The sequence below is a fragment of the Pedobacter sp. NEAU-ZC8 genome, from assembly GCF_059278965.1.
Window position 1 is genome coordinate 1 of the sequence record NZ_JCAJXC010000026.1, and the last position, 26545, is coordinate 26545.

21 protein-coding genes are annotated in these 26545 nt (G+C 44.6%); 10 read left to right on the forward strand and 11 right to left on the reverse strand.

All coding sequences use genetic code 11. The annotated features are described in order from the left end of the window. Positions 1 to 54: 54 nt before the first annotated feature. Positions 55 to 1119: an IS110 family RNA-guided transposase gene (locus tag AC5WJX_RS16935; protein WP_494483982.1), complete on the reverse strand. Its 1065-nt coding sequence runs from the start codon at positions 1117 to 1119 to the stop codon at positions 55 to 57. A gap of 285 nt (positions 1120 to 1404) precedes the next feature. After that, the gene (locus AC5WJX_RS16940) at positions 1405 to 1608 is read right to left on the reverse strand and encodes a YtxH domain-containing protein (protein WP_494485474.1); all 204 of its coding nucleotides are present in this window, start codon (positions 1606 to 1608) and stop codon (positions 1405 to 1407) included. A gap of 127 nt (positions 1609 to 1735) precedes the next feature. Here AC5WJX_RS16940 and AC5WJX_RS16945 point away from each other — a divergent pair, with 127 nt between their 5' ends. Both AC5WJX_RS16945 and AC5WJX_RS16950 read left to right on the forward strand, forming a co-directional pair. Further along, positions 1736 to 2233: a cupin domain-containing protein gene (locus tag AC5WJX_RS16945; protein WP_440431230.1), complete on the forward strand. Its 498-nt coding sequence runs from the start codon at positions 1736 to 1738 to the stop codon at positions 2231 to 2233. A 95-nt stretch (positions 2234 to 2328) separates the two neighbouring features. Continuing rightward, the gene (locus AC5WJX_RS16950) at positions 2329 to 3057 is read left to right on the forward strand and encodes an acyl-CoA desaturase (RefSeq protein WP_440431228.1); all 729 of its coding nucleotides are present in this window, start codon (positions 2329 to 2331) and stop codon (positions 3055 to 3057) included. A gap of 106 nt (positions 3058 to 3163) precedes the next feature. Here AC5WJX_RS16950 and AC5WJX_RS16955 read toward each other — a convergent pair whose 3' ends face one another. Continuing rightward, entirely contained in the window at positions 3164 to 4468 is a 1305-nt protein-coding gene (locus tag AC5WJX_RS16955; protein ID WP_494485475.1) for a DEAD/DEAH box helicase, read from the reverse strand. Positions 4469 to 4659: 191 nt separating this feature from the next. Here AC5WJX_RS16955 and AC5WJX_RS16960 point away from each other — a divergent pair, with 191 nt between their 5' ends. Further along, a complete protein-coding gene (locus AC5WJX_RS16960; protein WP_494485476.1) occupies positions 4660 to 6567 on the forward strand; it encodes a DNA topoisomerase IV subunit B in 1908 nt (635 codons plus the stop codon). Between the two features lie 63 nt (positions 6568 to 6630). Here AC5WJX_RS16960 and AC5WJX_RS16965 read toward each other — a convergent pair whose 3' ends face one another. Genes AC5WJX_RS16965 through AC5WJX_RS16975 form a run of 3 tightly spaced genes read right to left on the reverse strand, consistent with a single transcriptional unit; the run spans position 6631 to position 15059 of the window. Continuing rightward, on the reverse strand, positions 6631 to 7623 hold the full coding sequence (locus AC5WJX_RS16965) for a YihY/virulence factor BrkB family protein (RefSeq protein WP_494485477.1): 993 nt from the start codon (positions 7621 to 7623) through the stop codon (positions 6631 to 6633). A 7-nt stretch (positions 7624 to 7630) separates the two neighbouring features. Beyond that, positions 7631 to 9955 (reverse strand): translocation and assembly module lipoprotein TamL, encoded by a 2325-nt coding sequence (gene tamL, locus AC5WJX_RS16970; protein WP_440431220.1) that lies wholly within the window; start codon positions 9953 to 9955, stop codon positions 7631 to 7633. Continuing rightward, positions 9939 to 15059, reverse strand: a complete 5121-nt coding sequence (locus tag AC5WJX_RS16975) for a translocation/assembly module TamB domain-containing protein (protein WP_494485478.1) — start codon at positions 15057 to 15059, stop codon at positions 9939 to 9941. Before AC5WJX_RS16975 ends, tamL begins: the two co-directional genes overlap by 17 nt. 167 nt (positions 15060 to 15226) lie before the next feature. Between AC5WJX_RS16975 and AC5WJX_RS16980 the strand changes: the two genes are divergently transcribed. Both AC5WJX_RS16980 and AC5WJX_RS16985 read left to right on the forward strand, forming a co-directional pair. Continuing rightward, positions 15227 to 15721: a cytidine deaminase gene (locus AC5WJX_RS16980; RefSeq protein WP_440431216.1), complete on the forward strand. Its 495-nt coding sequence runs from the start codon at positions 15227 to 15229 to the stop codon at positions 15719 to 15721. A 67-nt stretch (positions 15722 to 15788) separates the two neighbouring features. Next, complete coding sequence (locus AC5WJX_RS16985) at positions 15789 to 18740, forward strand: DNA gyrase/topoisomerase IV subunit A (RefSeq protein WP_494485479.1); 2952 nt, start codon at positions 15789 to 15791, stop codon at positions 18738 to 18740. On the opposite strand, the gene AC5WJX_RS16990 is transcribed toward AC5WJX_RS16985, so the two are convergent. The 5 genes from AC5WJX_RS16990 to AC5WJX_RS17010 form a co-directional block, all read right to left on the reverse strand. Continuing rightward, positions 18737 to 19321, reverse strand: coding sequence for a HupE/UreJ family protein (locus tag AC5WJX_RS16990; protein ID WP_494485480.1), 585 nt, complete (start codon positions 19319 to 19321; stop codon positions 18737 to 18739). The two genes, AC5WJX_RS16985 and AC5WJX_RS16990, sit on opposite strands and share 4 nt — an antisense overlap. 299 nt (positions 19322 to 19620) lie before the next feature. Continuing rightward, entirely contained in the window at positions 19621 to 20673 is a 1053-nt protein-coding gene (locus AC5WJX_RS16995; protein WP_494485481.1) for a hypothetical protein, read from the reverse strand. A gap of 83 nt (positions 20674 to 20756) precedes the next feature. Beyond that, on the reverse strand, positions 20757 to 21644 hold the full coding sequence (locus AC5WJX_RS17000) for a class I SAM-dependent methyltransferase (RefSeq protein ID WP_440431209.1): 888 nt from the start codon (positions 21642 to 21644) through the stop codon (positions 20757 to 20759). 20 nt (positions 21645 to 21664) lie between these two features. Beyond that, complete coding sequence (locus AC5WJX_RS17005; RefSeq protein ID WP_440431208.1) at positions 21665 to 22417, reverse strand: ABC transporter ATP-binding protein; 753 nt, start codon at positions 22415 to 22417, stop codon at positions 21665 to 21667. Further along, entirely contained in the window at positions 22414 to 23148 is a 735-nt protein-coding gene (locus tag AC5WJX_RS17010; RefSeq protein ID WP_440431206.1) for an MlaE family ABC transporter permease, read from the reverse strand. Before AC5WJX_RS17010 ends, AC5WJX_RS17005 begins: the two co-directional genes overlap by 4 nt. Positions 23149 to 23272: 124 nt before the next feature. On the opposite strand from AC5WJX_RS17010, the gene AC5WJX_RS17015 reads away from it, so the two are divergent. From AC5WJX_RS17015 to AC5WJX_RS17035, 5 genes are read left to right on the forward strand one after another with little or no spacing between them, the layout of a single operon-like run. Beyond that, a complete protein-coding gene (locus AC5WJX_RS17015) occupies positions 23273 to 23557 on the forward strand; it encodes a hypothetical protein (RefSeq protein ID WP_494485482.1) in 285 nt (94 codons plus the stop codon). Positions 23558 to 23589: 32 nt separating this feature from the next. Continuing rightward, positions 23590 to 24279: an SDR family oxidoreductase gene (locus AC5WJX_RS17020; protein WP_494485483.1), complete on the forward strand. Its 690-nt coding sequence runs from the start codon at positions 23590 to 23592 to the stop codon at positions 24277 to 24279. An 18-nt stretch (positions 24280 to 24297) separates the two neighbouring features. Further along, a complete protein-coding gene (locus tag AC5WJX_RS17025) occupies positions 24298 to 24933 on the forward strand; it encodes a PspC domain-containing protein (RefSeq protein WP_440431200.1) in 636 nt (211 codons plus the stop codon). A gap of 2 nt (positions 24934 to 24935) precedes the next feature. Next, positions 24936 to 25892 (forward strand): toast rack family protein, encoded by a 957-nt coding sequence (locus AC5WJX_RS17030; RefSeq protein WP_494485484.1) that lies wholly within the window; start codon positions 24936 to 24938, stop codon positions 25890 to 25892. Positions 25893 to 25908: 16 nt separating this feature from the next. Beyond that, positions 25909 to 26529 carry an RDD family protein gene (locus AC5WJX_RS17035; RefSeq protein ID WP_494485485.1) on the forward strand — a complete coding sequence of 207 codons (621 nt, stop codon included), beginning with the start codon at positions 25909 to 25911 and terminating at the stop codon, positions 26527 to 26529. The last annotated feature ends 16 nt before the right edge of the window (positions 26530 to 26545 follow it).

The following is a 26545-nucleotide window of genomic DNA, read 5'->3' on the forward strand; positions in this document are numbered from 1 at the left end:
AAAAGGTACTGTTATAAATTGCAAACATTTTAGACAAAAAAGTATTTTTGTATTTCAAAGAAGTTCGACTATGGAACTATCTAGCGTAGTCTCAACTTTCGGGTTGGGACTACTTAGTTTATAGCCCTCAATGAACTCCGTATCATTCTTCCATAAAGTATAGATCAATATTAATAGCTTTCTTTGAATGGCAACTTGTCCAATCATCTTTGAGGGTTTGTTTTGATTGATTCTTGTATACATTTCTTTTAGACCAGGATTGAATCTGCAAGCGACCATTGCCGGGAAGTACAATGCATTTCTGATGTACCGATTGCCTTTTTTAGAGATTCTGGTCTTGCCTTTTATGGAGGTTCCTGATTCTCTTTGCACGACATCATAGCCTGAATAACTTACCAGTTGTTTAGCATTCCTGAAATGCTCAAATCCCATAGTTTCGGCCAGGATAGTAGCTATGGTAATCAAACCTACTCCCTTTATGGTGAGCAGCTTTGTTATTCTTTCTTTCAGGTTGCTGTCTGTTTCTATAAGCCTTTTTATCTCTTTTAACGTTTTTGCAATTTCTTTGTCGATATCTTCAATCAACTTTTTATTACTCTTGAGAATGAAGCTTTGAACATCGTGCGAAGCGTCCTTACTGTGCTTGATGTTGCCAAGGCTAGTTTTTTGTTCTTGTAGCTGAACATAATATCTGGTTAGATTCCTCAGCTGTAATAAGGCGGCAGGAGGTGGAGTCCAAAGCTTATGAGTCCGCTCTACTCCAAGCTGACTTAAGATCCTTGCATCAACAGCATCTGTCTTGGTCTTGATGTTTAAGCTCGAAAAGTAGTGTTTAGAGGTGTTAGGAAGCACCACATGAACCCTTTTCTTTACTTTATGTAAATGGTGTGCCAAATTTTCGTAATAAACACCCGTGGCTTCCATTAGAAACACAAGCTCTGGTCCGATGGCGATAGCGCCCTTGGCCCAGCGAAGCATTTGGTTAAAACCTTTAGTATCATTGCCAAAGGTTACTACTTTTGAGAACGCTAATTCGCCATTCTCTGCACGCTGACACAGACATACTGTAAATGTAGCTTGTGAGATATCTATCCCAACTGATTGTTTTGTAATAGCCATAATCAAGAATTTAGATCGTATCGACTTAATTCCCCTTCGTCTATCCTTTTGTTTTATCCAGGCTCCTAGTTATGGCCTTAAGTACTGTTCAGACTCCTGAGAATAAAATCGTGTCGTTCAACCTTTTTTACGGTATAACATATAGCCTACCTAGCCCGATCTGAACTGACACGAACAGCCAACACATTTTGCATAACAACAATATATTGACCTTTTTAAAATTCTCAGTAAACATAAAAGCCCGGATCATCAGATCCGGGCTTTTATGTTAAACGGCAATTGGTTCTACATGCCATGTAAGTCTGTGGTGTTTGGCGCATAGTCCTGTTTTGCCTTGTTGGCGAACTGCATCGCTTTATCTTTCCATCCTGGGATGTTTTCCTGGATGTCGTCGAAAAATGACTTTCCATCTTCAACTCTTTTTTTCGTTGCATACTTATACCCAGCTACTACTGCCGCGCCAACAATAATCGTTTTTAATAATCCCATTTTTATAGTTCTTTAGGTTAACATTGTTTTCATACTCAATGCAATAGTTGTTCCAATTTTAGCCTGGCTCATGGTTGCAGAACCTCATGGTTTTTTTATATTTGGCTTCAAAAAGTATAACTCTATTATGTCAGAACAGAAAAAAGAAATATTTGACAGCATTGCACAGCGCTTGAATAGCGAGGGGTTCAATGTGGTTAACGTGGATGATACCCGCCCTTGGGGAGGATTTTTTGTCATTGATGAAGCCCAGGCTCAACAGTTCGCCAATGTTTACTTTGATGGCCTTAATGTCGAGGACCTTAAAATCGGTGGTAAGCTTAGCCCGAAAATCCTGGTTGTGGCGCCTAATAAGCGTTTGTCCTGGCAATATCACCACCGTCGTGCAGAAATCTGGCAGGTGGTAAGCGGTACCGTTGGTGTAATTACCAGCCCAAGCGATGAACAAGGTGATATTCAACAACTGAACACTGGAAGCAAGATCAAATTGCAACAAGGTGAAAGACACCGTCTGATCGGTCTTGATGACTGGGGTGTAATCTCTGAGATCTGGCAACATACCGATGCTGCAAACCCTTCTGATGAATCTGATATCGTGCGCGTACAGGACGATTTTGGAAGATAAAGATATCAAAATGACTTAATTTACCGGGGATGTTAGTACTTTTATAATTCGGCACCCTTTTAGATGTCCGATATTTTACAGTACTAACACCCTTTATGATTATTTTATTTTTCTTTTTAGCCCACTGGTTTCTCTCTCTATTTTCACAAACGTTCTTCTTGCACCGATACGCATCCCATAAAATGTTCAAGATGAACATCTTTTGGGAACGGTTCTTCTATACGCTAACTTTTTTGGCGCAGGGATCCTCTTTTCTTAATCCACGTGCTTACGCCATCTTGCATCGTATGCACCATGCCTATAGCGACACCGAAAAAGATCCGCATTCTCCACACTTTGTGAAGGATGTATGGGGCATGATGATCCAAACCAAAAACATCTATTTAAATTATGCCAAGTATAATATCGAACCTGAAGAACAGTTCAGGGACCGTTATCCTTCATGGCCCATTATTGATAAGATTGGTGACTCCTGGATCACGCGCATGGTATTCATAGGCTTTTACATCTGGTTTTATGCAACCTTCGCTACACAATGGTGGATGTTCCTGCTGTTGCCGATTCACTTCCTTATGGGACCCTTACACGGCGCTATTGTGAACTGGTGTGGTCATAAGTATGGCTACTCCAATCATGACAATGATGACCATAGCAAGAACTCACTTCCATTAGACTTCCTGATGCTTGGCGAGTTGTTCCAGAACAATCACCATAAAAAGCCAAACAGCCCGAATTTTGCGAGCCGATGGTTTGAATTTGATCCTACCTATCCGGTTATGAAAGTGCTGCACTGGATGCGCATTATTCGAATCCGGAAAGTTTAAAACCTATAAGCTACACCTTAGCTCATGAAAAAAGGCCGTTCATCAGATTGATGACACGGCCTTTTTTCATGAGCAGCAAATGCTGCTATGATGTTTTGTGAATTGACTAAGCTTTTCTTGCAGGTTTTGGACTTCTTTTAGCACCGCTAAGATTAGGTTCACGATCAACTTTACGTTGACCACCATTGCGGTTACCACCGTTTCTTCCGCCAGCACCACCGCGACCTTTAGATTTCGCAGGTGCAGCTGCTTTAGCCATCAGGCCTTGCCAGCTCATTGCGTAAGGGTTATCTTCAGCTACTGGAATCTTCAATGCAATTAATTTCTCGATATCCGCCAGGAACTCACGCTCCTCAGCATCACAGAAAGAATATGCGGTACCACTTAGTCCTGCGCGACCCGTGCGGCCAATACGGTGTACATACGTCTCTGGAATGTTTGGCAATTCATAGTTGATCACATGAGCAAGCTCATCCACATCAATACCTCTGGCCGCGATATCCGTTGCTACAAGTACTCTGGTTTCTTTGGATTTGAAGTTCGTTAATGCGCGCTGACGTGCATTTTGGCTCTTATTACCGTGAATAGCTTCCGCTTTGATACGCACTTTAAGTAATTCCTTAACCACCCGGTCTGCACCATGTTTAGTACGTGTAAATACCAAGGCGGTTTCAATGGACTTATCCTGTAACAGGTGGATTAAAAGATCCTTTTTATTGTTCTTTTCTACAAAATAGATTGCCTGCTGAATCTTTTCCGCTGTGGAGGATACTGGGGTAACTTCAACCTTCGTCGGGTTGGTTAAGATGGTGTTCGCCAGCTTCTGAATTTCTGCAGGCATGGTTGCCGAGAAAAACAACGTTTGTCTTTTTGCTGGAAGCTTGGCAATAACTTTCTTTACATCATGGATGAAACCCATGTCGAGCATACGGTCAGCTTCATCCAATACAAAGATTTCAATATCACGAAGGTTAACGAAGCCCTGGTTCATCAGATCCAGAAGGCGACCCGGGGTAGCGACCAGAATATCTACGCCACGGTGTAGAGCATCTGTCTGTGCTTTTTGACCCACACCACCAAAAATCACGAGGTGGCGTAAGGGCAGGTTCCTGCCGTAAGCTTTGAAGCTTTCTTCGATCTGTATCGCCAGCTCACGCGTAGGGGTAAGTACCAGTGCGCGGATGGGCGTTTTTGGCCCTTTTGCATTCGCGTGCGGATTGTGCAACAACTGCAACATCGGGATCGCAAAAGCTGCGGTTTTTCCGGTGCCAGTTTGTGCACAGCCCAACAGGTCTTTGCTTTGTAGTATGGTTGGTATAGATTGTTCTTGTATGGGGGTTGGCTGTGTGTAGCCTTCTGTTTGCAGCGCTTTTAGAATTGGCTCAATCAGATTTAATTCGTCGAATAACAATATGTAATGGTTTAAGTATGAAAATGGATAGGCGGGTGCCTGTTCCGCTGCAAATGTACGTATTAGTTTTGGCTTTCAGGTAAGGCCTTCAAAATGACCCAAGTAGCTGACCAATATGTTAATAAGTTGACAGTTTATGTTTGTTGTAGCCGGTAATTGCGCTAAATTTGCGATTATACACACAATACAATATGGCAGAACCGAATTATAATGAAGACAGTATCCGGTCCTTAGACTGGAAAGAACACATCCGACTGCGCCCGGGCATGTATATCGGGAAACTTGGGGATGGTTCGGCACAGGACGACGGTATCTATGTCTTACTGAAGGAGATCTTCGATAATTCCATTGATGAATTTGTGATGGGTTCTGGTAGAACCATCGAGATCAGCGTATCTGAACATAAAGTTAACATCCGTGATTACGGCCGTGGTATTCCATTGGGTAAAGTGATCGACTGTGTATCCAAAATCAATACCGGTGGTAAGTACGACAGCAATGCCTTCCAGAAATCCGTAGGTCTGAATGGGGTCGGTACCAAAGCAGTAAACGCTTTGTCAACCACCTTCATCGTACAATCTTACCGCGACGGTAAAACCAAAAAAGTAGAGTTTTCAAAAGGGGAGATCGTAACTGATCATCCGATTATTGATACCACACAAAGGAATGGTACGGCAATCACTTTCTATCCGGATGAAAGTATCTTCAGAAACTACCACTACATTTCGGAGTTCGTAGAAAGCATGATCTGGAACTATGTGTTCCTCAACACTGGTCTTACGGTAAATTACAACGGTCAAAAGTATTTCTCTGAACGCGGCCTTTATGATCTGTTGAACAAGGTTGCCGATGTAGAACATATACGCTACCCGATTATTCACCTTAAAGGGAACGATATTGAGATCGCCATGACTCATGGCCAGCAGTATGGTGAAGATTACCACTCTTTTGTAAACGGCCAGCATACTACACAGGGGGGTACCCATCAAGCCGCTTTCCGTGAAGCCGTTGTAAAAACAATCCGGGAGTTTTATAAAAAAGAATACGAAGCTTCAGATATCCGCGCGTCTATCATCGCCGCGATTTCCGTACGTGTACAGGAACCCGTATTTGAGTCGCAGACAAAAACAAAACTAGGCTCGCAGAACATGGGCCCCGAAGGACCAACTGTTAGAACCTTCATCAATGATTTCGTAAAGAAAGAACTTGATGATTACCTGCATAAACACCCGGACGTTGCCGAAGCACTTTTGAAGCGGATACTCCAATCGGAACGTGAGCGTAAAGATATTGCGGGAATTAAAAAACTTGCGAATGACCGTGCTAAAAAGGCCTCGCTACACAATAAAAAACTACGTGACTGCAAAGTCCACTTTAATACCACACATGAACGCCGGTATGAAACCACCTTGTTCATTACGGAGGGTGATTCGGCCTCGGGTTCCATCACCAAGTCCAGAGATGTAGAAACGCAAGCTGTATTCAGCTTAAAGGGAAAACCGTTAAACTGCTTTGAACTTACCAAAAAAGTGGTTTATGAAAATGAAGAATTTAACCTGCTGCAACATGCGCTGAACATTGAAGATGGTCTGGAAGGTTTGCATTACAATAACATTGTGATTGCTACCGATGCCGATGTCGATGGTATGCACATCCGCCTGCTGATGATGACTTTCTTCCTGCAGTTCTTCCCGGACCTGGTTCGGGCCGGGCATGTTTATATCCTGCAAACGCCACTGTTCCGGGTTCGTAATAAAAAAGAAACCATTTACTGCTACAGTGATGAGGAGCGTAAGAAAGCCATTGAAAAGCTCGGTACCCGGCCAGAAATTACCCGATTTAAAGGATTGGGCGAGATTTCTCCAGATGAGTTTGGCTTGTTCATCGGTAAAGACATCAGACTCGACCCGGTGATCCTGAAAGAGCAAACCATCAAAAACCTGTTGGAATATTACATGGGCAAAAACACGCCAGACAGGCAGAAACACATCATCAAAAATCTTAGAATAGAAAAAGATACCATTGAAGAACTGATCTCGGCCGATCTTGATGCAGCCACTGCTGCGGTAACCGAGGATATCGTCGAATTAAGCGCCTAGGTTCTTAAGAGCATCCAACAAAAAAGGCTTAGCAAATCGTTGCTAAGCCTTTTCTATGCGGGTCTATCTTGCTTCTTCTTCCTCTTCCGGACTGTCTTTGGTCTCCTCCGGGTGCTGCGCTGGAAGGACAGCTACATCCTTCTCAATCACGACTGTTTTCGTGTGCACCGCATACGGTGTCGGTTGAATACCATGATCATACTTTTCGGCATATGCCTGGGTAAATTCCGCACCGAAATAAAGGATGATCGAAGTATAGTAGATCCATACCAAAATCACGATGATGGAACCTGCTGCGCCAAAAGCAGAACCTGGATCTCCTTTTTCAATATATATTCCGATCAGGTACTTGCCGATGCTAAACAGTACCGCGGTGAACAATGCACCGACAATCGCCGTACGCCATTTTAAAATCACATCCGGCAGCACTTTAAAGATGATGGTGAAAATTCCAGTTACGACGGCAAGCGTTAAGGCATTGGTTAGCACAAGCACCAACAGCGACGATACTTCCGGAACATAATCTTCCAACCGGTTACCTAAGGCTACAACGATACTGTTGATCACCAAGGATACCAGCAGCAGAAAGCCCATAGAAGCGATCAGAGAAAAGGACAACAAACGGTTGGTAAGCATTTTAAGCCAGCCCTTTTTAGGTACGGCTTTAACTTTCCAGATGAGGTTGATGCTGTCTTGAATCTCGGTGAAGATGGCCGTAGCACCAACAACAAGCGAAATGATACCGATCGCCAGGGCAATATTACTCTTTCCAGAGAGGCTTGCATGTGCAACGAAATCCTGGATTTGCTTAGCCGCTTCCACACCAACAAACTCATTGATCTCTGCGAACAATTTGTCTTCTGTTGCATCATTCCCCCAAATGATACTGGTTAAAGAGATCAGGATAATGATCAGGGGTGTTATGGAAAATATGGTATAATAAGCCAGTGCTGCGCTTAACTTCGTTACGCGATCTTCCGCGAAACCTTTACCAGCCGCGACAAACAGCTTACCAAAGCTCTTAAAAAAACGGATAGATTTTTTTACTATACTCATGCGCGCTTTAAAAAGGATAACCTATCCCGATGTTGTAAATGATGTTTTCTTTTCTCCAGGCTTTGTTACCGAAGTTAATCTCGTCAAACACCCAGCGATCTCCAGGGGCAAGCCAAGGTTTACGTACCGGGAAGGCCACATCCAGGCGAACCACGAAGATGGAAGCATCAACACGAAGGCCCGCTCCCGCACCCACAGCAAGCTCGCTTAAAGCATTTTTAAACCGGAACCCGGAGCCTGGCCGGCCTGGTATTGCAGGCCGATCTGCTGTAGCTGGCATTCCAACATCCTCTTTACGTAACCACACGTTACCGGCATCTGCAAATAGCGCCCCATGTAAAATACTCACCAGTTTAAAGCGCAGTTCCGAGTTCAGCATGATCTTGATATCTCCTGCCTGGTCAGCAAACCTCGCTGTATCTATCCGGTAAGTTCCCGGACCTAATGATCGTGCTGGAAAAGCTCGGATGTCATTACTACCACCGGCGAAGAATTGTCTTACGAAAGGCAATGATGTGCTGTTGCCATAAGCATGACCATAGCCTACATTGAAACGGTTTGCCCAGGTTACATTTCTAGTCAGTTTATAATAATTCCGCAAATCAGCTTCAAGCCTAACAAACTGTGTTAATGGTGTTTTGAAGATGGTGCGTTCGCCAGCATCATTTTTATCCACAAACAATCCCCAGAGATTACCACCAGTTTCAACGCTACCATAAAAGAACATGTTATTCTTTCTTTCGGTTTCCATCTGGTTGGTGTAGGTGAAATTGTACCTGCTACCAATAATGAACTGCCTTTCTAAAGTGCTTCTTAATCCTGGAATGGAGTCAAACAGACGTTCACGTCTTAAGGAATCAACTGTAGGTCTTACATAGGTTATCGAAATCGGGTTGAAGTTGTGTTCCTTGTACTGATTTTCCTTCCAATTGTAACCAAATTCACCAGTAAAGGAGTTTAGACCGTATAAGGAACCTCTCTGTAAAAGCTGATACTGCAACCTCGCAATGGTTTTCGGAATGAATGCATTGGTGCTGTTAAACTTGAAAAAAGGTGTAATGAATTGTGGAAAGGTTAACTTACCTTCTGCAGTTAGGGAGTAGGAGTTAAGCCCTTTAGAAACGCCACTCACCTGCGTTTCGAAACCACCACTCACACTCACATCGAGCTGTTCCGCACCGCGGAAAACGTTCCGGGTCGTTTGCGTTAAGGTTACCTCCGAACCAACGAAGTTGTTGGATTTACTGGTACCGGTCACTGAAAAAGATAAGGAGTTTTTACGTAGTGGGGTTAGGAATATATTAAGATCCAGCTGGTTGCTTTTCATACTGTCGATGGGTACAAATTCAGCACGAACATCCTGGAAAGCACCAATATTAACCATCCGGTTTAAGGACTGGTTATGATCTCTTCTGTTATATAATTCATCCGGCTTGAAAAATACTAGCCTGTCGAATACCCTTGGTTTAAAGGTATTGCGGTCATCATAAATGTTCATGCCGTTGTATTCCAGCGGTTGCAGCCTTCTTAAGGTGCTGTCACGACGTAAACTGTAGTTTGGATAAACATTAATCTTGTTGATGGTGAAAGGTTTCAGCGCTGCATCTGGTGCCACGTCTTTAACCTTCACCCGAACATCCACCTGACTCTTACCTATGGTGCTGTCTACCTGCAATAACAAGTAATCAGGGTTGAAGTAGAAGAAGCCATTTTCCTTCAGGTCATTATCGATCCGTACCCGTTCGTTCTTGAAAGCGTCCAGATCATAATACTTGCCGGCTTCAAGTAAGGACTTGTCCTTGTTCTGATCGATGATGCTGGTTAAGAAATCTACATCCTCGGGGAACTTTACACTGGCCATTTTGTAGCGGTCGCCAGTATTGGCGGTATAAATCGCTTCCCCTTTCTTATCCTTGATCACCGTATCACCGGTGACAATCGACTGCAGGTAGCCTTGACTAATCAGGTGGCTGGTTAATACGTCACTGTTATGCTGTAGGTTTACCTGACTCAGCAGCACAGGTGGCTCGCCCACTTTATTGCGCAGCCAATTGCGAATACCCTTAGGTTTCTTTGGCTCTCCTGCTACATTATAGATCCAGAGTTTAGGTTTCAGGCCGAGAATAGATTTGTTTGGCTTCGGTCTGGTTTTAGTTTCCAGAGCAGACTTAACACCTTTTTGATCCTCTATCTTCTTCGCGGAGTCCGGGTTAACTTCTACTTCTGCGCCAGTGTATAGGATCTGTCCTGGTTTAAGGTACTTTGTATTGCTACAAGCCGACCATACCAGGCAAATCAGGATAAATAAAAAGGGTCTAATTAGTTGTTTCATTTTGTTCGCTCTGTTCTTGTATTCTTGTTCTTTTCTTTCTGCTTTGGAAAATCTGTTTGAATTTATTGTAGTCCACAACTAATGCGAATCCTAAACCAGTCTCCACGATCTGTCCTTCCACAATTGCCTCTGTCTGATTCCGGCGATAGGCCCTCAACCTGTACCTGCCATCGGCAGACAATGCATACTCCACGTTGACGTTACCGGCGATATTGCTGGAGTTGGAGCTTTGTGTTTGCGGTCCTTCCAGCCCAAAGGAGCTACCTACCGTAACCGTTAGCCTGTCATTCAGCAGTCGCTTGGATAGGCCAACTTCCAGATCGGTTTTTTGTTCCAGTGAACCGGTCGAGTAATCTTCCGAGGTATTTACGCCGAAGTTCAGTTCCACACCCTGTATCAGGTCAGAGGCAAGGTTGTTCAGCTGTTCGGTAAGCAACTTGCTCACACTCGAGCGTGCCATAGTAGATACCCCACCGCCACCTCCGGCAAGACTCTGGAATGGATTGTTGGCGATGAACCTGTTTAGTGCCAGCAACGCAAATACCTGCTTATTCAGCTCACTTTCGTCGCGATTCACCTGTTGCAGTCTGGTGTACACCGTACCATTTAAGGCACCTCTTTCATTCTCCGGAAGATCCAGACGGAAGGAAATATCCGGTTTCATCAGCTCATTATCCATCATCAGAAAAACCTGGAATGGTAATTTTGTTTTTGCCTGGAAGTTTGAAGCATCACCTAATAGATCGATTGGCGCTGCATTAACTTCATACAATGCTGTCAGATCAACATTGGCCGACATTGGGTCTCCAGTCCATACGATGGTACTTCCTTTAACAAAGGAGAATTGTTTCTGTCCAAGCGGACCAACAGTAAGGTTGTAGGAACCATCGGCTACTTCGTACTTTCCGGTTAAGCTGATCTTACCACTAGGGTCCATCGTTGCGTTTAAGTCAGCCTCACCTTTAATCATCAGGGCGTCACCATTCGATGGATCAACAATCACGTTGAACTCGGCTTCAGGGTCTACCTTTACCGCGGCGGTGAGATTGATGCCTGTCACCGGCGCTTTCTGGATGCTGTCTGTCGCTAATGCGGTCTGACCATTATACGGTGCGGCGTCGGCATCAATAAACTGCACAATACCTTCCTGATCTATAATGGATGGATCTGCTGTAGGCAAGGCAAAAAAGAAGCGGGTGTCCTTTAATATACTAACATCCATGTTAACATCCGGCTGATTCAGGTCACCTCTAACCTTGATGTTGCTGGTCAGGAACATGGTACCGTACATCATCTCGTTATCCAGTGCCGTTGAATTCATCACGCGGAAGTTGTCCGTGCGGATGTCCATATTGAATCTGAAATTGCTGTAATCCGTAGTCAAAACGCCGCCACTTATGGTCGCTTTCCGGTTTAGCGAATCGATGATGGTGAAGTTGTTGAAGTCTACACCACGCTCGGTAAAGCTGATGCGCTCATTAGGCATCCTGAAATAGGAATTCACATAGGTTGCATTGAAGGCAACCTGGTTAAAATTGATGTCACCAAGTACCCTTGGTGCAGCCGGCGTTCCTTTGATACTCAATGCACCGGTAACGGTTCCGGAGCCTCGTCTGATCTGACCCATGGATAGGCTTTCCAGCGCGGCAAGGTCAATTTTGTCGATGTTCAATGTCAGGTCCATGGCGCTGGTCGGGCCAGTATAGTAGAACCCATTGACACGAAACTCATGAACGCCTGCTAAGGCCACGTTTACATCAAAGGCATTCTCTGTATTGTTGTTTACGGCAACCCTTAAGGTGCCCAGATTATCTTTTTGGTAACGTAATTCACTGATCGTTAGATTCGCCTCAAACTTTGCTGTAGAAGCCAGGTCCTTCACATCTACCGTTCCATTGATGGAACCTCCTGCAAGTGAACTGTCCTGTTCGGCGAATTTAGTCAATGTCTCAATTCTGAAATCTTTGAACTGCACCTGTAAAGGTGAATTTGGTGTGCTGCTCGTGCTGTTGATGCCAAGCAACTGCGTGCCCTGACTCAAGTTGAAGTTATTAGCCAGAATTCCTGAACTGCCGAACTGGATATAGTTGTCCTGTGCTACCGTCCATTTATCATAGTTCAGCAAAAGTTTAGCGGGATCCATGCTAAAACGGAAGTCCTTGTTAATGGACTGGAAGGTTCCTCCCAAAACATACTTGTCGCGGAGTTTACTATCCCGCAGATAGATGTTCAGCCCAAGCAGGTTGTTTGCTGCATCGCCTTTAATCTCGGTATTAAACAGAGAAATAGAAGGGCTTTGAATAGCTTTTACATAAAGGCCATAGTTCAGCTTCGCCTCATTATTATCAACGTTGATCCTGGTGCTGTCTACTTTAAAGTCGCCATATACCACCTGCGGTGCAGCAACGGTCATTACCAAACTATCTTTCTGCGTGTCTAATAAGCCATACATTCTTGCACCCGAGAAGGTCGTGAGTGTTGGTACGAACTGCTGTAGTAGTTTAGAGTTATAAATGTTCATGGCAAAGCGGAAACGCTGATCCGGGATCTTCGTTACTTCACCAAACTGATAATACTTGTTGATCTGGTTGATCATGGCAGGAGCGATGTTGGTAAGTTGATACTTGCCGTCTACTCTGGCACTTAAAACCTCAGAGCGTAAGGTTAAGAGATTCCGTTCTTCGGTAGCTTCAGCATGTACAATGATGCTGTCTACGTTGATCAATGTGCCTTGCTGTGCCAGTTGGAGGCCGGTGACAGCGATGTCCCCATTCAGGTAATCCGGGTCTGCGGTAGGCACATCGGCTTTGATCAGCCCCGCAACGCTAAACGCCGTAGGGCTGAAGTTCAGACGTTGCAGGTCAAGTTTCTTCAGGTTCAGATCCGCTTTAATCGAAGGATATTTTCCGGCAATATTTACCAGCGCCGCCAGATCAAAGTTGGCGTTGCTATCCGGCATGTTGCCCTTAATATCAAGTGACTGATTCGCAAATTCACCGTTTACGTTAAGGTTCCGGTAAGTATATTTATTGTAGGTCGCGCTTAGTAGCTTAGCATTAAACCTCGCTTTTGCAGTTTTTGGCTCCAGGCCGGTACCAGCAACATCGGCACGTACCGAGATCTTCCCGATTTGATCCTGTTGTTTCAGCAAGCGGCCCACATTGAAGTTGATCAGTTCCACGTGACCGGTATAACTTTCCCTGCCTTTTGCACCTTTCATGCCGGCGAGTAACTTCGCAGAGCCCATGTCGGTATTCACGTTGAAGTTGGTGTTGAAGTTGGTCATGGAGCCTTTGAACTTACCCGTTGCCTGTATGCGGTTTGGCAGTTCTATACTGGCGGGCAAAGCTGATTTTGGAATCACTGCAAGCAGGTCTCCCTTGCCCAGCGAGAATTGTTTGATGTTCAGATCGATCACCGCCTTTTCTGCATCCGGCAAGCCCTTCACATTACCATTGATGTCGATGCGGGTACTTTTCAACCCGGTGATCTGAAAACGTGGGATATTCAGGTTGCTCATGTAACCATTTACATTTGCATTTACGGTAAACTTCTCGTTCCGGTAAGCGGCAGGTATGGCAGGACTGAAATAGCTTCCATCTCTTAAGCCGATCGTCGTGTTCTTGATGACCATATTCATCTTCACACGCTCCGGATGTTTGGTCAGATCCTCCAAGGAGGTATAGGTAAGCAGCGTATTGTTTTCAATAGAGGTATTCGGAGTCTTAATAACCAGGTTATTTACCTTGATAGCCTTATCAGAGTAGGCGACATCACCTTTTAGGGTGTTCAAGGTAAAGCCACTCTTTTCCCGCATGTTTCCGCTTTGTACTTTAACCTTGATGCCCGCATCGCTATAGGCCAGGGAGTCGGCAACCAGCCCAAGGTTGGAAATTTTCAGGTGATTGAAGTCCATGCCCGCTACCGGTTTCGCCGCAAGATTGTCAAATTGTATGTTGTTCTCCGCAAGCGAAAGATTATTCACCAGAAATGCCATTGCCGCAGCCGCCGTTGTATCTGCAGTTTTAGTATCCTCTTTTGCAGGCGCTGCCGCAGGTTTAAAGGCAAAGCGAATGTCCGATTTATTCAACGCCGCTTTATCCACCTGATACTTGCCTTTGTTCAGGTCCGCAAGCAACTTGGTAATCGAAAACTCATTGATGTTTACATTTGCCCTGGTACTTGTGGCGACCTGATTGAAGTTGATTCTGGTATTATTGATCTTTGCTTCCTCCGCTTTGTAATTTCCATTGGTAAGGTCCACAAACAGGTCCTCAATATTCAGGTTGTTGAGGTTTACCAAGGCATCCATGCCGGATACTTTATCATTAAAATCAATCTTGATGTTGTTAAAGTTGAAGTCCTGGATTTCCACCAGCGGAAGTTTGCCGGATTCCGTCTTCGTGCTGTCCACCGAAGCTTCAATATGATTGGCCAGCTGTGTTAAAGGCTTCTGCTGAAGGTACTTTAATGAAGTGTTCTTCATGCTAAGCTCCTTGATCACATAATGCTGATTCGCCAGATCAAAATCTTTGATCCTTGATTTAAATTCACCCAGGTAGAACACCACATCATTCCCTGCAACATCATCACGATATTTGATGCCAATATCCTCCAGGCTAATCTTATCCATCGAGAACTTGAGGGTAGAGGTGGTATCTTTCTCCACTTCTTCGTCCGGTTTCGCCTGTTCAGACATGAATGCGTCCATCAAAAAGGAAAAGTTAAAGGTCGTATCCGGATCAATCCGGTGTACATTGGCCCGGATGTTCTCCAATTCAATGTTGTTGATCTCCACTTTATTGTTGATGAGCTTAAGCAAACTGATGTCTACCGCAAGTCGTTGTGCATACAGCAGGGTGTCTTTGTTCAGATCCTCCATGTAAAACTTGTTCAACACCACATCTTTTGGAAAAGCGATCTTTATACTCTCCAATCGCACTTCCGTGTGCGTCTTATTCTTTAAGAAGGTGATCGCCTTATCTTTTACAAAATTCTGAACAGCGGGAATGTTCAAAGACAAGGCTACCAGTACAACAAGCATGATTATGCTCGCGATGACCCAAAGAATAACTTTTAAACTCTTGCGTATATATGTATTCAATTGCTTGGTTTGTTTGGTGGATAATGCTGTAAATAAACCAATATCATGCCACTAGCGATGGCACAAGGCTTTGTACACCTTATTACATAAAATATTGCAAATTGTTTAGTGCAATCTGTTAAATTTTACCGTTCTTGCGAGCCCTTTATTTTTTTAGATAACAATTTATGGTAGAATTAAACTTCAACATCAAATATACCCGTTACGAAAACCTTGATGAGTTGAATGCGCAGGATCGACAGCTTTGTGAGCAGTCCGTAAAAGCGCTGGAGACTTCCTACTCACCGTATTCCAAGTTTAAAGTCGGTACTGCCGTGTTGCTGGACAACGATGAAGTTGTGCTGGGCAGCAATCAGGAGAACGTGGCGTATCCGTCCGGACTATGTGCAGAACGCGTGGCTTTATTCTCTATTGGTGTTTCCCGTCCGACGGCTAAAATCAAAAGTATGGCCATCACGGCGAAAACAGACCTTTTCGAAATAACCAAGCCGGTCACCTCTTGTGGAGGCTGTTTGCAGGTGATGGCGGAGGTAGAACAGAAGCAAGGTACGGAGATCGCTGTGCTGTTCTACTGCCTTGGTGGCGAAATCCTTAAGGTTGAAGGCATTCAAAGCCTGCTGCCATTCGTTTTCGTGGAAGACAGACTACTTGGAGCATCGTAAGAACTACATTAAAACGATCGAAATATTTTTTTAAAACCTTATCTTTACGGGATTTAAACCCCTTTTGATGAGTGAAGAAACTGAAGCACAATTAAACGAAGAAAATAAGCATACCGTAATTCCTATTACTGGCCTTTACGAAAACTGGTTCCTCGATTATGCTTCTTATGTGATCCTGGACCGTGCGGTGCCCCATATTAATGATGGGCTTAAACCTGTTCAGCGTAGAATACTGCATTCGCTGAAAGAAATGGACGACGGCCGCTTTAACAAGGCTGCAAATGTTATTGGTAATACCATGAAGTATCACCCGCACGGGGATGCTTCCATCGGTGATGCCATGGTACAGATCGGCCAGAAAGATCTCCTGATCGACTGTCAGGGAAACTGGGGAGATCCAATTACCGGCGACAGCGCTGCTGCGGCCCGGTATATTGAGGCGCGCCTGTCTAAATTCGCAAACGATGTGGTTTTCAATCCTGATACCACAACCTGGCAATTGAGCTACGATGGCCGGAATAATGAACCTTTAACCTTACCCGTAAAATTTCCTTTATTGCTGGCGCAAGGTGCCGAAGGTATTGCTGTAGGTCTTGCTACCAAGGTAATGCCGCACAACTTTGTGGAGTTGCTTGATGCTTCCATCGAAGCACTAAAAGGTGTCCGGCCGAACATCCTGCCCGATTTCTTTACCGGTGGTATGGCCGACTTCTCTGCCTACAATGAAGGTATGCGTGGCGGTAAGATCCGCGTGCGCGCTAAGATCACCGAGAAGGATAAAAAGACTTTGGTTATTACGGAAATCCCTTACGGTACCACTACGGGATCTGTGATCGACAGCATCTTATCTGCAAATGAGAAGGGGAAAATCAAAATCAAGAAAATCGAAGACAATACCGCCCAGAACGTGGAGATTGTCATTCAACTTGCACCCGGTATCTCTCCGGATGTCACCATAGATGCGCTGTATGCTTTCACCTCCTGCGAGGTGTCCATATCGCCAAACACCTGTATCATTAAAGATGATAAGCCGCAGTTTCTAAGTGTTAACGATATCCTTATTGAGAATACCAATAACACGAAAGCCTTGCTTAAGCAAGAGCTGGAAATTCGCTTGCATGACTTACAGGAAAAGATCTTCTTCAGTTCGCTGTTAAAGATCTTCATTCAGGAAGGTATGTATAAACATCCTGAATATGAGAACTCGAGTAACTTCGATATGGTTGTACAGGTACTCCATGGATTATTCGATCCTTTTAAACCGCAACTCTACCGGGAGATCCTGCCGGAAGATTTTAAAAAGCTGATCGATAAACCGATGAGCAGTATCACCCGCTTTGATGTGAAGAAAGCGGATGAACAGATGAAGTCGCTTGCGGAAGAGATCAAGGTCGTGAAGAACCACCTGCGTCACCTTACCGATTATGCGATCGCCTGGTTCCAGAAATTAAAGGACAAATATGGCAAAGGCCGCGAACGTAAAACGGAAATCCGTTTGTTCGATAGGGTGGAGGCTTCTAAAGTGGCACTTGCCAACGTGAAGCTTTACATGAACCGTATCGACGGCTTTATCGGCACCGGGTTGAAAAAAGATGAATACATCACCGACTGCTCCGACCTGGACGAGATCATTGTCTTTCGTGAGGATGGCAAGTGTATCATCACCAAAGTTGCTGACAAGACCTTTGTCGGCAAAGGCATCATCCATGCTGCCGTATTCAAGAAAAACGATGAGCGTACCATTTATAACATGATCTATAAAGATGGTGCAAGCGGTATCGCTTACATCAAACGTTTTGCGGTGATGGGGGTTACCCGCGACAAGGAATATGACCTGACTAAAGGTACCAAGGGCTCTAAGATGCTCTACTTTACTGCCAATCCAAATGGAGAGGCAGAGATCATCAGTGTACAGCTGAAGCCCCATTCTAAGCTAAAGAAGGTAAACTTCGACGTTGACTTCGCAGAAACCAGTATTAAGGGTAGAGGCTCACAAGGTAATATCTTATCGAAATACCCAGTTAAAAAAATCGTGCTGAAGAGCAAGGGTGTTTCCACACTGTCAGGTTTAAAAATCTGGTATGACGATCTACTCAGACGATTGAACGTAGATGGCAGGGGAAAATACCTCGGTGAATTTGACGGGGACGATAAGATCCTGCAGGTACACCGGGAGGGCTGGTATGAACTCAGCACTTTTGAGCTCAGCAATCACTTCGATGCTGACCTGATCATCATTCAAAAATATGATCCTGAAAAGCCTTTCGCTGTCGTGCATTACGATGGTAAAGCAAAGAACCAGTTTATCAAACGTTTCGTGTTTGAGCACATTGCGGTAGGTAAAAAGCAGTCGTTGATTAGCGAGGAGCCTGGATCGAAACTGATCTGTATCACCAGCAATCCGGATGCGAAGCTGGTTGTAGATGTGCTGAAGGGCAAAACGCAGATCCCGGAAACACTGGAAATTGTACTCGCTGAATTTATTGATCTAAAAGGCATCAAAGCGCTTGGCAATCGTATGACACCGCATGAGGTGCAAAACATAGAGATTATGAATGCAGAAGAAATTGAGCCTGTGATTGAAGAGGCCGCGGAAACAACCGAACCTGTGGAAGAGGAGTTGCTCGCTGGCGTATTGCCCCTCGTGATCCCGCTAAAAGAAGTTTCAAAGACGGAAGAAGCACCAGCTCCGGAAGTACAAGAAACCGAAGCGCCGGAACTGGATGAAATGCCTGTTGATGCTGCGCCTGAGCCTGCGGAAGAAGAACCAGAAGAACATCAGACGGAACCGGAAGCCCCGGAGCTTGCGTCAGCAGCGCCTGTTGATGTAACGCCGGAAGTTAGCCCTGATGCTCCTGCGGAAACTCTTGCTGCGCCCGAAGGCTCCAGCAATATAGCGGAAGAAGCGCCAAAAAAGCCTAAGGTCAAAAAGCCTTGGGGTAAAAAGAAGATAGATCTGGAAATCACCAATCCGGAGGATATTGATATTGACGACACCGGACAACTGGGCTTGTTTTAGAACAAGCCTGGAATCCTTTCTGCGGCCATCATGAACGAAATACCAAAGATTGCTGCAGAAAGGAAAAACGTCCAATCCCACTTCTTGACCTTCACAATGTTGATTAGAATAAATGCCAGGAGTAACGTGGCAATTACAATGATCAGCTGACCAAACTCAAGTCCTACATTAAAAGCAAAGAGCTCAGCGACAATGCTGCTGCTCTTACCCAACAGGCTTTTCAGGTAATTCGAGAAGCCCATTCCATGTACTAAACCAAAGAATAAAGCGAGCCAGTACTTAAATTGTACACCTTTGGGCTTGCTTTTTTTACTGAATAGGTTTGCTATTGCGGTGATCAATATGGTTACTGGAATTAAAAATTCGATCAGCGCGCTGTTGATCTTCAGAATATCGAGTACACTCAACGCGAGTGTAATACTATGTCCGATCGTAAAAGCGGTAACTAAAATGAGCACTTTTTTCCATTCGGAAATGGTGTAAGTGCCACAAAGAACCATCACAAACAGGATATGATCATATCCTTGAAAATCTAAAATGTGTTGCCAGCCTAGCTGGAAATAAAGTGGGAAATCTTGCATTTCGGCTCAAAATCGTAATTAAACTTAGAAAATCAAAATGCCCCTTGGTAAGCCCTGAGGTTCAGGCCTGCATTGGAGTTGCAAGGTACTTGTGACGTAGTTGCCAGGTGCTTGCTCCGTACTTCGTACGTATGGAGACGTAGCAAACCCCTATCAACTCCGTCTCCACTATGATGCAATACTCGAGTAAATCCTAGGCTAATCTGGAACTTTATGTGTTGGGTAGACTCGTGGAGCGCCCGATGTACAGGCAAAAAAAAGCAGCCACTTTGGGCTGCTTAGGATCGGATGGTGAATTCTTATTGATATTGAATATAGATTGGTGCCGGTTTAAGTTTGAGCAGCTCTTCCGGCGTCATCAAGCGGTTTGGCGCTTGTTTAAGATCATTCTTGTAGAACAGTTTAAATCCGGTGAATTGTACAGGTTCACTTTCGATAAAGTGTCTGTAAGTGCCTTTCTTAAGCTCTGGGCCACCCCAGCCGTCCATATGCATCACGAGTTGCACTTCTGGTCTGAGTTTAATGTTTTTATAGTTGGTTACCATTTTTCTGGTAAACCGGTGTATGGTAAATACTTTTGGCGGCAAGTCATGTTTTTTCACCAGGTCTGCCAGGTAAGCCGAACAGTAGTTGATGTCGGCAGCGTCATAAGTGCCGATTCTGCTTCCAGGTCTTGAGCCATCTTTCATGCTAAACTCGGGATCAATACCCAGGTGAACATTTGGCAAGGCCAGGTATTTTTCAATTCGAGGCAGTTCGTCTTTGATGTTACTCAGGGCAACCTGGAGATCAAGAAATACGATGGCATCGTGCATTTTAGCGATTTTCATCACCGAATCGATTTGGTTGTTTCCCATGCGGTTGATGTATTTGCCGTCTTTACCAGGAGTACCGCTGGCTACGGCAGCAATATAATGCACGCCTGGCTGTACTGGTGTTGCGGGGTCTGCTTTCTCCCAACGTTTAACTTCCGCATTCAGGCGGCTCCACATCTCTTTAGGCGGATATTCGCCCAGGGCGCCCATTCTCTTAGAATGCAGATTACCATAATAAACAACAATGCGTTTGAAAGGCAGGATTGCACCTGCCAGTGGATAGGGCTGGTTCTTTACCGGCCACTTTCCGGTCGTATCACCGTTGGCAAGTTTTGTAATCAGCTCATCGTATTTTGCAGTATCCACCGGCGTTCTTTCCACTTCCGGTTCGGCTTCGGTTATTGCCGCAGCATTTGTGACCTTTGCATTTGTGTTGCCATTTGCAGTTGCTTTCTGCTCCGCCGAGCCGCAGGAAGACATTAGCCCAAGGGCCGTCAAACCGAGAAAGAATGACCCGGTCAGGTGAGATTTAATCATATGGGATACATTAGGTGTTAAACTAAACTTACACATCGGTTGCTTTTTAAACGCAGCCGATGTGTTACAAGTATAAGCTTTAATTAGGATTGAAACTTGTTGAATTTACCGAACACGCCAAGTGGCAGCTTAATACCAGAGGTTGCCTGGAGAAACAGTTCGCCAGTTTCCAGGTTTTGAACCTGTGGGAAAGATGTTTTAACGAGGTTTTCTACGATAACGGAAGAAAAACCAAGAGAGTAGGTATTCAGGATCAGGAAGTGTTCTTTTTCATCCAGCAGTTGCACAACTTCCTGCATCATTTCCTGGATATGGTCTTCGAGTTTCCACTTTTCGCCATTTGGACCGTGGCCAAACGCCGGTGGATCTAAGATGATACCGTTATATTTTTTACCGCGTTTAAGTTCACGTTTAACAAATTTAAGTGCATCTTCGACTACCCAGCGTACATCTTTTAAGTTGGAAAGTTCCTGGTTTTCATTTGCCCAGTTTACCACTTGTTTGATGGAATCTACGTGCGTCGTATCTGCACCCGCAGCTTTAGCGATCAATGAAGCGGCGCCGGTATAAGCAAACAGGTTTAATACTTTCGGATTCGGCGTTTTAAACTTCTTCACGCTGGAAGAAATATAGTCCCAGTTCACAGCTTGCTCGGGAAACACCCCTACATGTTTAAATGACGTTAAGCCAAGTCTCAGGTTGATGGTAACTTCATCATTGGTATAGGAAATATTCCAACGATCCGGAATTTGCGAAGCAGTTTTGATCCACTCTCCGGAAGTCGCTGAACGGCCTTTGAATCGGATATGGGTTTGTTTTTTCCATTCTTGCTCAGAAAGTGTTTTCTTCCAAACAGCCTGTGGCTCTGGTCTTGACAGGATCAGGTTTCCAAAGCGTTCAAGTTTTTCAAAATCCCCGCAATCTATCAGCTCATAATCTTTCCAATGAGTGGGACTTAATAGGCTAATCATAATTATTTTATAAGTGTGTATTAAAAATTCTTCTTTGCGGCTTTCATAAAGCGGCTGGCAAAGACGAAATCGTTTAGTTCTTCGATGTCTGTATGGGCAATTTCCTTATTCGAGCCCTCCCAGAACTTTTTACCCTGGTGCAGGAATAAGATGTAGTCGCCGATACCCATTACAGAGTTCATATCGTGCGTCACCACAATGGTTGTGGTATTATATTCTTCCGTAAGCTCTTTGATCAGTTCATCGATAACGATAGATGTTTTTGGATCTAATCCAGAGTTGGGCTCATCCACAAAAAGGTATTTCGGGTTCATGGCAATGGCACGTGCAATACCAACACGTTTCTTCATACCGCCGGATAGTTCCGCAGGGAAAAGTTTGTTTTTGCCTTCGAGGTTCACACGTTCAAGACAAAAGTTTACACGGTCCATCTTTTCAGATTTAGGTTGATCGGTAAACATGTTTAAGGGGAACATGATGTTTTCCTCAACGGTCATGGAATCAAAGAGGGCAGAACCCTGAAAGAGCATACCAATTTCCTTACGGATCTCGATCCGTTCTTCAAAGCTCATGTTCGTGAATTCCCTGCCGTCGTAGAGTACGCTGCCTTCTTCAGGTTTGTGCAGCCCGATCATACACTTCAGCAAGGTGGTTTTTCCCGAGCCGGACCCCCCGATGATCAGGTTGGTTACCCCTGGCTTGAATGTGCCTGAAATGCCCTGGAGCACTTTGTTTGGCCCGAAGGACTTGTGAATGTCTTTAACTTCAATCATAATAGCAATTGGGTTACAATATAATCACAGGCGAGGATTGAAATACAGCTTACCACAACAGCTCTTGTACTGGCCTGTGCAACTTCCAGAGCGCCACCCTGCACATAAAAACCTTCGTAGGCGGGCACCGAGGTGATGATAAATCCAAATACAAAGGCCTTAACTAAAGCTACCGTAATGGTATAAGGAATAAAGTCTGTGGTGATCCCCTGAATATAGTCTGCCGCCGATATCGCTCCTGATAGTGTTCCACCGAAAAAGCCGCCAATGATGCTTAACATCATGGCATAGATTACCAACAGTGGTACCATAGTAATACCCGCCAGAATCTTCGGCAGGATCAGGTATCCGGGCGAGTTTATGCCCATGATCTCCAGGGCATCGATCTGCTCGGTTACCCGCATGGTGCCGATTTCAGAGGATATTGCAGAACCTATTTTCCCGGCAAGTACAATGGCGCTGATGGTTGGACTAAGTTCCAGAATACTCGAGTCGCGGGTTACGGAACCAATAATTGTACGTGGTATAAAGTCGCTAACCAACTGAAAGGCAATCTGCAGCGTCATTACTGCACCGATGAAAGTTGAGATGATGGAGATCAGACCCAGGGAGCCGACACCGATGAAGTTCATCTGCTGAAAAATCGCTTTCATATAAATAGAGAACTTTTCAGGCCTTCTGAAAACAGCCTTTAACAGCAGAATGTATTTACCAAAGTTTGTAAAATTCATTTAATAGGTTAGCTAAGTACAATTAATATGAATACTACAAAGAAACAATAAAAATTGTTGCATGGTTGGGTAATTTATTAAAAAACAATCATGGTAGCAGTGTGTTTAATTGCAAAAGCACTTTATGGATTCCTTCAATATCACCATTACAATACAAGATCAGCCGATATCGCTAACCCTGCAGCCGGAAAGCCCGGAAGCCTACAAAGTTATTTACCATGATATGTTGGTAGGGGAAATCGTGAAGTCGAAAAATACCGGGAACTGGGAGGAGCTCCCAATAGATCAGGTGAGCCCTGGCATATATAAGATGTATGAACATCATGATAGCAACACGGCTAAAGTGCTGCTTGATGAAAAAACCATCTCCGAAATTGGGACCGAAATTGAACGCCAACAAGCCTCGTAAAAAGGTATTTTTGTTTTTTTATTATAAAAAACATGAATGCAATAATTACGGGTGCTACGAAAGGAATAGGGCGGGCCATTGCTATTAAGCTGGCTGACGAAGGTTACAATCTTGCGATTTGTGCCAGAAATGAGGCTGAACTCAGCGCCTTGGCTTCAACGTTAGCAGCTTTCGATGTCAAGGTACATTACCGCGCGACAGACTGCGCGAGCAAGTCTTCTGTTTATGAATTTTGCGATTTCTGTTCGACCGTGTTTGAGCAGGTAGACCTGCTGGTAAATAACGCTGGGGTGTTTATTCCTGGGAGTTTCCTGGATGAAGATGATGATAGTTTCGAGCAACAGCTGCAAATAAATCTCAGCAGTGCCTATTACCTCAGTAAATATATAGGTCGGCAGATGCGTACACAGACTTCCGGCCATATTATAAACATCTGTTCTACAGCGAGTAAGCAAATTAAGGAAAATGCCGGTAGTTATGCTGTAACTAAATCAGCCTTGCTCAGTCTTAATAATGTATTGAGAGATGAATTGGCAAAACACAATGTAAAGGTTACTGCAATTCTTCCCGGTTCTACGCTCACCGCTTCCTGGGACGGCACGGAGATTCCGAGAGAAAAGTTTGTTCAGCCTGAAGACATTGCCGAAAGCATCAGTCAGCTCCTCAAATTAAGCACTGGAGCGAACGTAGATGAGCTGATCATCAGACCAATAAAATTTTAGGAAAAGGAGGCCCATATTATGGAAAAGCGCTTATATCGAAACGACTTTGAGAAAGTCATCGCTGGTGTATCATCCGGCATTGCAGATTACATGGAGGTAGATGTTACCATTATCAGGCTTCTGTTTGTTTTGTCCACCGTCTTTCTGGTTGGAACCGGGGTACTGGTTTATCTGGTGATGTGGATCGTGGTACCGGTAAACCGGAACCCTGCAGCGAAGTACAACAAGTTTAATGATTTTTTCAGGCAGCAGGGACCCACTACCGGTTACACTGCACCGGAATGGCAAGCACCGGTAGAGCCCGTTGAACCTGCACAACCTGCAGATCCATTCGGTACTACAAATCCGTTTGCTTCAGGTCCAAACTGGACCAGGCCACAGGACTTTAAAAGCTTTAGCAAGCCGAATGATACCGGCCGGACCGTGGGCGGATTGTTTCTTCTGGTCATCGGCCTTTACTTTCTGATGAACGAATTCGACATTATCCCATATTGGTTTAAGCTGCATAAACTCTGGCCATTGGTGTTTGTTGCAATCGGTCTAAGCTTCATCATGAAATCAAAACGCAACGACAGCTTTCAGGACTGGAAAGATGAGACCCTGAACCAACAGGCGCAGGAGAAAAATGAAACTGATAACACCAAAACTTTGTAGCCATGAAACTAGATAGAATATTATGGGGCATTATCCTGCTATTTGTAGGTCTGGTACTCCTGCTCGAAAACTTTAATGTCATAGAATTTTACTGGAGAAATGTATGGGGCTTCTGGCCGGTGTTCCTGATCATTGCTGGTGTAAACATACTGTTTAACAAAAATAAGTCGCAGACTGGCAGCATGATCTCAATCGGTGTGCTGGTAATTACGCTAGGCTTCCTGTTTTATCGTGGACAACAGCCGCCGGAGCACCGCGGTTTGTTCGGGGGTAACTTTGACAAGGACATTAACATTGACATAGACGATGAGGTGGGTGACACTGCCCATATGGAGCGTTTGACCTTCACAGAGCCCTTTCATCCCGACAGCTCGAAGAAGGTGGTATTGAACATCTCCGGTGGTGGCACATCTTTCAAGCTGGATGGTCCAACAGACAGTCTGATCAATGCAGTTGTCGAAAAATCCAGAGGTACCTTTACCCTGCAGAAGGAGTTTGTTGACTCTGTACAAAAACTGACCTTCAGAATGCAGGAGAAAAAGGGAAAGTGGAACATGGGCGACGGCGGTAATGATGTCGACTTTAAACTGAACACCCAGCCGGAGTGGGAGGTAAATATGAACATGGGTGCGGGGGAGGTAGATTTTGACCTGTCCAGCTACAAGATCAGGACCTTCAAGTTTGAAGGTGGTGCAGCCGCACTGGACATTAAGATGGGTGATTTACTGCCTATTGCAGATGTTGTCGTAAAGACAGGTGTTGCTGATGTAAAGATCAAAGTGCCAACTGGCGCAGGCTGTCGCATCAAGAGCAGTACTGGCCTGTCTGCCAAAGATTTCACCGGATTTACCAAGCTGAACGACGGCTCGTATGAGACGCCAAATTATGCCGGTTCAACTAAAAAGATCTTTATCACACTTGATGGTGGATTAAGTAACTTTGAAGTATCCCGTTACTAAGACGAGAATTACGAAGATGGCAGATTCTGGATCGGTGCAGTACACGGTTGTGATCAACGGCAAGCCGCAGGGCCCGTATCAACTAGCCGAGTTAAAAGGCCTGAATATCAAGTCAGGCACCTTTATCCGTAAACCAGGCATGAATGATTATAAAGAAGCTCACGAGTTCCCTGAACTGCGTGAGCTTCTTGGTTTCAGATACCAGCAAACTGCGCCCCAATATTTTGCTTCCTTTGATCAGCGTTTGCTGGCATCGGTCATCGATTACTTCTTGATCCTGATGTTCTATGTGTTCGCCTTGCTGCTGAGTTTTCTGGTTATTCAGGAGAAAACCATGCGGATCTCGGTGGGCATAACGATGTTGCCAGCCATTCCGGTAATTAAGTTTATCTATGGTGTATTTGCTGAAAGTTCCAGGGCCCAGGGTACCCTGGGTAAAAAACTGCTAAATATTAAGGTTACTGATATGTGGGGCAACAGGATAGATTTGATCACGGCCTTTGGCCGTAATGCCGCGAAGATCCTTTCTGTATTGCCGTTCTTCTTTGGATACCTCTATAGTTTTCTCAATAAAAAGCAACAATGCTTTCACGACATGGCCGCAAATACGTTAGTTATTAAAGATCGATTGATATAATCTTTATCTTTGTAAC